The organism is Caloramator sp., from assembly GCF_020054765.1.
Classification (GTDB): Bacteria; Bacillota; Clostridia; order Clostridiales; family Caloramatoraceae; genus Thermobrachium; species Thermobrachium proteoclasticum.
This window is the reverse complement of the sequence record NZ_JAIHAO010000077.1, coordinates 1-7,506: the sequence shown is the minus strand read 5'-3', so window position 1 is coordinate 7,506 and position 7,506 is coordinate 1. Positions and strand designations below refer to the sequence as shown.

The following is a 7,506-nucleotide window of genomic DNA, read 5'->3' as shown; positions in this document are numbered from 1 at the left end:
ATAATAATCCATCATTTGGAAAGCCTAAGGGAATATATTCATATTATGGAGGATGGGTAGATTTACCTAGGATATATACTTTGTTTTTTGAGCCTTCTGTATACTCTACTTTTCTTGTACTTTTATTAATGTTTCTAATTTTAGATAAAGATATAAGAAATAAAAAAGTGTACTTTTGTTTTGCATTTATTAATTTAATTCTAACATTTGCAAGAACAGGGTGGGGAATATTTATTTATTGTATAGGAGTATATATAATATTTAAAATATTAAAGAAATTAGGACTTTCGGAAGCATTATATAGCTTTATTTCCGTATTTGTATTAATGATTCCATTCTTTAACTTATTACTTATGTATATTGCTAACATTTATATTTTTAATGATTTAAGTTCTTTAGGACGAACAAACTCCGCAGTATACTATCTAGCAAAAACTTTTGATAATGCGAAGACTTTTTTATTTGGACATGGATTAGGACATATTTCATTTAGTTGGACTAAAGATTTGTGGTATGAAAAGGGGGTAGAAGGTTTTGCGCATAATGGATATATAGAATTTTTATATGAATTAGGCGTAATATTATTTCTTGTAACTTTAAGCTATATATTTATCTGTGTTAAACGGATTAAAAACTATCGAAATCGTACAATTTTATTAGGGATTATTGGAAGTGTTTCTTCTTTTAGTTCTACTTATCAGATAGAGTCTATTTTAGCACTAATAATAGTAATTTTCTGCTATAGTATTCATCATGAAAAAATTCAATATAAGAATTAATTTATATAAAGTCAGAAATATTATAGATGCTATATATGCATAAATGAAAAATATGCATTTAATTAAAAACTAAAACAAGAGAAAGTTGGTAGTATATCATGAGAGTTTTAATGCAAATAAGACCTGATGCGTATTCAGTAAGGTATGGTGGAGGCGATACTACTCAATTAGAAAAAACTAAAGAAAAATTAACAAAACTTGGGGTAGAAGTGGATGTTAGTACTTCTTTTAATGCTAACCTTAATAATTATGATATTGTTCATTTATTTAATATTACAAGAATACAAGAAACATATCTGCATGCAAAAAGATGTATGCAAATTAACAAGCCATATGTGCTGTCAACTATTTACCAAAGTAAAAATAATATCTCATATTATGAACAAAATGGTTTGTATGGACTACCGGGAATTATAAGTAAGGTTTTTAAAAATGAGAATACATTGCAGAATATAAAGTCTATAGCATATACACTCCAAAGTAAGCAAAGTATAGTTCCGTTTTTTACACAACTCAAATATGGGTTTGTCAATGAACAATTAGAGGTTTTAACAAATGCAAGTATGTTATTACCAAACTCTGAGATGGAAATGAAAACTATTAATAAAGAATTTAATTTACAGTTAAATAATTATTATATAGTACCAAATGGAGTTGAGGTTAATGATGAAATCCTTCAAGTAAGTACTGATTTATGGAATAATAAACGGCATATAAATAATTTCATAATTTGTCCAGGTAGAATAGAACCACTAAAGAATCAAATTAATGTCATTAAGGCATTATCTGATACGGGTTTAGATATAGTATTTGCTGGTGGTATAAATGAAAAACATAGAAAATATTATAATGATTTTATAAGCCTTGTCAATAAGAGTCCTAAATTGCACTACGTTGGCAAATTGTCCAGAGAGATGCTTTTTTCAGCTTATAAGAATGCAAAAGTTTGTGTTTTAGCTAGCTGGTTTGAGACAACAGGATTGGTTGGGCTAGAGGCTGGTATGATGGATTGTAATGTTGTGATAACAGAAAAGGGATATACCAAGGAATATTATGGAGACTATTGTTGGTATTGTAGACCTGACGATTTAAATTCTATTAGAAACAGTGTAATACAAGCATATAACCATAGAAAAGGTTATTTTTCACTAAAAAATCAAATTAGAGAGAAATATACATGGGAAAAGGCTGCTGAAATTACTCTAAAAGCTTATGAGCATGTTTTAAATAGCAATATAGGATGAGAGTTTGTTAAAATCCATATGTATAATTTGGAGGTAGAATTATGTATCCAGTAGGAGAAAATATAAAATGTAATAATATAGTTATAACTGGTGGGTCAGGATTTATCGGAACAAACTTGGTTGAATATTATGTGAGGAAAGGATATAATGTTTTAAATATAGATATTAAAGAACCCCCTAATAAAAATCACATTAGTTTTTGGGAAAATATTGATATTAATAATTATGATATATTATATAAAACATTAGTTGATTTTAAGCCTAATGTTATATTTCACATGGCTGCTAGAACTGATCTAAATGGTTATAGAATTGAAGACTATAAAACTAATATTGATGGAGTAAAGAATCTAATTAGTGCGTGTAAGAAAATACCTAATCTAAAGAGAGTTATTTTTGCATCGTCAAAACTTGTTTGTAGGAATGGCTATGTTCCTAACAATGATATAGACTATTGCCCTGATACTATGTATGGAAGTAGTAAGGTGGAAGGGGAAAAACTTATAGTCAATGATAAAGAAATAAATTTTTCTTGGGTAATTGTAAGACCTACTTCAATATGGGGGCCGTGGTTTAATGAACCTTATAGAAACTTTTTTGATAAAGTAAATAAAGGGTTATATGTTCATCCAAAAGGAATTAATGCAAGAAAAACGTATGGATTTGTTGGTAATACGGTTTACCAATTAGACAAGATAATGTTTTCCTGTGATACTTTAGTAGATAAAAAAATTATATATTTAGGTGATTATGAGCCTATTGAAATTAAACATTGGGCAGACCTTATTAGCAAAGAAATGGGAGTTAGACGACCAATAGAAGTTCCGATTTTTTTATTAAAAAGTTTAGGAAAAGTTGGAGATTTCTTTAAGTTATTAGGTGTCAATAATTTTCCATACAGTAGCTTTAGATTCAAAAACATTCTTGCTGAAACTACATTTAATTTAAGCAATCTATATCATATATGTGGAGAATTGCCATATGATTTAAAAATGGGTGTTGAAGAAACTGTTAAATGGCTAACAGGAATAACAGGTCAAGATGGTTCATATTTAACAGAACTTTTACTCTCAAAAGGCTATGAAGTTCATGGTATTATCAGAAGAAGCAGTTCATTTAATACTGATAGAATTGATCATCTATATAAAGACCCGCATACCAACAATATAAAAATGTTTTTACACTATGGTGATTTGACTGATTCAAGCAATCTAAGCAGATTAATTGAAAAGATTCAACCAGATGAGATTTACAATCTGGCAGCTCAAAGCCATGTTAAAGTATCTTTTGAAGTGCCAGAATATACTGCAGATGTTGTTGGAATTGGTACTCTCAGGTTGTTGGATGCAATAAAAGATACCCAAGTAAAGACTAAGTTTTATCAGGCTTCAACCAGTGAACTATATGGCAAAGTACAGGAAATTCCTCAGAAAGAAACTACTCCTTTTTATCCCAGAAGCCCTTATGCAGCGGCCAAATTATATGCATATTGGGTTACTGTAAACTATAGGGAAGCCTATAATTTGTTTGCCTGCAATGGTATCTTATTTAATCATGAATCCCCTAGAAGGGGAGAGACCTTTGTTACCAGAAAAATAACAAGAGCAGTAGCCAATATTTATAAAGGAAAGCAGGACAGGCTTTATCTTGGTAATCTTGACGCAAAAAGAGACTGGGGATTTGCAGGAGACTATGTAGAGGCAATGTGGATGATGCTGCAGCAGCCGGAACCGGATGATTATGTTATTGCTACCGGAGAAACCCATACAGTTAGGGAGTTTTGTGAATTAGCTTTTGAATATGCAGGCTATGGACTTGTTTGGCAGGGTGAAGGGATAGAAGAGAAAGGGATAGATGCCAAAACCGGTAAAATTTTGATTGAAGTTGACCCTAGATATTTTAGACCTACAGAAGTTGATTTATTATTGGGAGACCCTGCAAAAGCAAGAGAGAGGCTAGGATGGCAGCCAAAAGTGTCATTTAAAGAACTGGTAAAAATGATGGTGGAAGCGGATATGAACAATGCGTAAGACAGCATTTTATGTATCTGACCATGGATTTGGGCATGCTTCCAGGAGTATAGAGATTATAAGACAATTATTAACGCGTGATAAAGATGTAGAGGTAATAGTAAATACTTCTGCCCCTTTAGATTTTATAAAAAACTCCCTTAAAGAGTATGAAAGCAGGGTTATATATAGGAAAGTAAAAAATGATATCGGATTGATATTAAAACCAGAAAGTTTATATCCTGATGTGAATGAGATGCAATCCGAAGTTACCCGGTGGGTTCAGAGATGGGATAGTATTGTTACTGATGAGGTTGATTACTATAAAGGTAACCCTGTTCACTTAATTATATCCGATATTACACCCCACGCATTTTTAATTACAAATCGATTAGATATTCCTTCTATAGGAATATCTAATTTTACATGGTATACCATGTATTCACAATTTATACCTTCTGATGCTTTGTGTGAATTTAAACGTGCATATGAGCATATGGATTATTTTTTTTCACTTGCTTTTCATAATGAAACAGAAATATTATTTCAAAATCAGTGTGACTTCGGAGTTTATGCGCGTCAAATTAATAAGGAGGAAGTTAAGAGGATTAGAGCGTTATTACCCGACAATACTTTTTTAATTCACATAGGAATAGGGAAGTCAGTAGATTTTAAATATTTAGAAAAGTTAAAGTTTAGCAGTAATAGCAAATTATTTTTTCTTGTTTCCAGCGGTTCTGACATTGAGGGAGGTAATATTATAAAAATTCCGCAGGAGTATTGTGAGACACAAAACTATATTGCTGCTTGTGATTTGGTAATTACCAAGGCTGGATGGAGTACTATTGCAGAGTGCCTGCTTGCGCAGGTACCTTTTATAGTACTGGAAAGGGAAATGCTGCCTGAGGACAGGAATACAGTGGATGCTTTAAAGAGTTTACCTGTATGTGCAGTCAAGACAATTAGTGAATTAGAAAATATGGACTTTAATATAGAAAGCATGGAGCAGTATATCGATATGAAGAGGTACTATAAACAAATCGATAGATTTTATAAGGAGAACTGTTCCGGTGCGATTGCTGATAAAGTATTAGAAATATTGGGGGAGAGTATATGAGTGAATTTTTTAAGAATAAAAGAGTAACTGTAACCGGGGGAGCTGGTTTTCTTGGTTCTTACGTTATTGAAAAATTAAAAGAAAGAGGTTGTACTGATATTTTTATACCAAGAAGCTTGGAATATGATCTTACTAAAGAAGAAGCGATCAAAAGAATGTATAAAGATGGGAACCCAGATATAGTAATTCATCTTGCAGCAGTTGTAGGAGGTATAGGAGCCAATAGAGAGAATCCCGGTAAATATTTTTATGATAATCTTATGATGGGTGTACAACTAATGGAACAGGGAAGACAATATGGGTTGGAAAAGTTTGTAGCAATTGGAACAATATGTGCATATCCCAAGTATACACCAGTGCCGTTTAAAGAAGAAGATATCTGGAATGGTTATCCGGAAGAGACCAATGCACCTTATGGTTTGGCAAAGAAAATGATGCTTGTGCAAAGTCAGGCCTATAGACAGCAGTATGGCTTTAATTCAATTTACTTACTGCCTGTTAATTTATATGGTCCGAGAGACAACTTTGATCCAAGGACTTCCCATGTAATCCCTGCCCTTATTAAAAAATGTGTTGATGCGCAAGAAAAAGGTGAGGATTTTATTGAGGTATGGGGTGACGGTAGTGCCAGCAGGGAATTTCTCTATGCAGAAGATGCTGCGGAAGGAATTCTTCTAGCTACAGAGCACTATAATGAAAGTGAGCCTGTAAACATTGGAGCAGGTATGGAAGTCAGGATTAAAGACCTAGTTGAATTGATTGCAAAGCTGGTAGGATTTAAAGGCGAAATCAGATGGGATACGTCCAAGCCTAATGGACAGCCTCGAAGAATGCTGGATACTACAAGAGCCAAGCAGAAGTTTGGATTTGAAGCTAAGATGGATTTTGAAGAAGGTTTAAGAAAGACTATTGAATGGTATAAGGGGAACAGATAAGATGAAAAGTGTATTGTTTATTGTCCATTACTTTTATCCTGATTATGCATCTACCGGACAAATTATGACGGAATTGTGTAGAGAATTACAAAAAGATTTTAATATTTCGGTTATTTCTGTTGTTCCGGGATACACTCAAAGTCTTCAACAAAACCAATATAAGGGAAAGAGTATTACTTATGAAAAATTTGAAAATATCGATGTGGTTAGAGTAAATGCCACCAGATTAGATAAAAAGAAAAAAATAAGCAGGTTAAAACATATTTTATCTTATTTTTTCAATGCCTCCCATGCAATATTAAAAACCAAAAAGCATGATATTGTTTTTACTATTTCCCAACCGCCTATTTTAGGAGGTTCACTTGGCGTTATCGCTAAGGTATTTAAAGGTTCAAAATTAATTTATAACATACAGGATTTTAACCCTGAGCAAATAGAAGTGGTTAATTATTCAAAAAATAAATTTATTATTGAATTTGCAAGATGGTTGGATAATCTGTCTTGTAAAATAGCAGATAGAATCATAGTTGTGGGCCATGATATGGAAAGTACATTATATAAAAGACTTCCTAAGATTAATAGGGGTAAGGTAAATGTAATTAATAATTGGATTAATGAAAAAGAGGTTTACCCCTTGAGTAAAGAACATCCTCAGGTTAAAGAATTTGCTCAAAAATATGGGCTAAGTGATAAATTTATTATTATGTATTCTGGAAATATTGGTCTTTATTACGATCTGGAGAATATTATAAAAGTGATTGAAAAATTCAAAGATATCAAAGATGTAGTTTTCGTTTTTGTTGGTGAAGGTGCCAAGCGAGATGAATTAGTTGAGTATTGTAGAAGGCATCAATTGAATAATGTAAAATTTGTTCCATATCAACCAAAAGAACAATTGATTTATTCATTAAATGCCGCTGATGTTCACCTTGTTACAAATCAGAAGGGAATAAAAGGAGTATCGGTTCCAAGTAAGATATATGGCGTAATGGGAGCAGGTAAAGCAGTATTGGGCGTACTTGAAGAAGGTAGTGAGGCATGGTTGCTGATTCAGAAAAGTAATTGCGGGGTATGCAGTGAACCACAGGATTATGACAGCCTTGAGAAAAATATAAGATTCTGTATAGAAAATAGGAAACATATGGAGGTATTTGGGGCTAACGGCAGACAATATCTTGAAAAAAATCTCACAATGGGGCAGTCTATAGATAAATATAGAAGTTTGCTTTTTACTATTGAATAAGGCAGTTTTTACTGCAAGCACGAATATATAGACTTGAGATAATATACCTTTGTATTTGACAATATGAATTCTAGAATTAGTGTAGTCACTTCATAAAAAATATGTTAAAATAGGCATTAAGTAGAAAGATAAAATATATAAAAGGTGAGGGCAACAATGTACAGAGGAAGACTCAATTT

Annotated in this window: 6 protein-coding genes and 1 pseudogene; all 7 read left to right on the top strand. The window is 32.1% G+C overall.

Annotated features, from left to right (window positions below; genetic code table 11):
* The coding region (locus JG776_RS12380) for an O-antigen ligase (RefSeq protein ID WP_291967985.1) at positions 1-779 on the top strand (779 nt) is incomplete at its 5' end.
* A gap of 110 nt (positions 780-889) precedes the next feature.
* The gene (locus tag JG776_RS12375; protein ID WP_291967982.1) at positions 890-2,023 is read left to right on the top strand and encodes a glycosyltransferase; all 1,134 of its coding nucleotides are present in this window, start codon (positions 890-892) and stop codon (positions 2,021-2,023) included.
* Between the two features lie 41 nt (positions 2,024-2,064).
* Positions 2,065-2,826 (top strand): annotated as a pseudogene (locus JG776_RS12370) (NAD(P)-dependent oxidoreductase); the annotation flags it as partial.
* A gap of 189 nt (positions 2,827-3,015) precedes the next feature.
* Complete coding sequence (gene gmd, locus JG776_RS12365; protein WP_291967987.1) at positions 3,016-4,053, top strand: GDP-mannose 4,6-dehydratase; 1,038 nt, start codon at positions 3,016-3,018, stop codon at positions 4,051-4,053.
* Positions 4,046-5,149 (top strand): glycosyltransferase, encoded by a 1,104-nt coding sequence (locus JG776_RS12360; RefSeq protein ID WP_291967980.1) that lies wholly within the window; start codon positions 4,046-4,048, stop codon positions 5,147-5,149. The genes gmd and JG776_RS12360 overlap by 8 nt, the downstream gene beginning before the upstream one ends.
* Positions 5,146-6,084 (top strand): GDP-L-fucose synthase, encoded by a 939-nt coding sequence (locus tag JG776_RS12355; protein WP_291967978.1) that lies wholly within the window; start codon positions 5,146-5,148, stop codon positions 6,082-6,084. Before JG776_RS12360 ends, JG776_RS12355 begins: the two co-directional genes overlap by 4 nt.
* A gap of 1 nt (position 6,085) precedes the next feature.
* The gene (locus JG776_RS12350) at positions 6,086-7,327 is read left to right on the top strand and encodes a glycosyltransferase family 4 protein (protein ID WP_291967976.1); all 1,242 of its coding nucleotides are present in this window, start codon (positions 6,086-6,088) and stop codon (positions 7,325-7,327) included.
* The last annotated feature ends 179 nt before the right edge of the window (positions 7,328-7,506 follow it).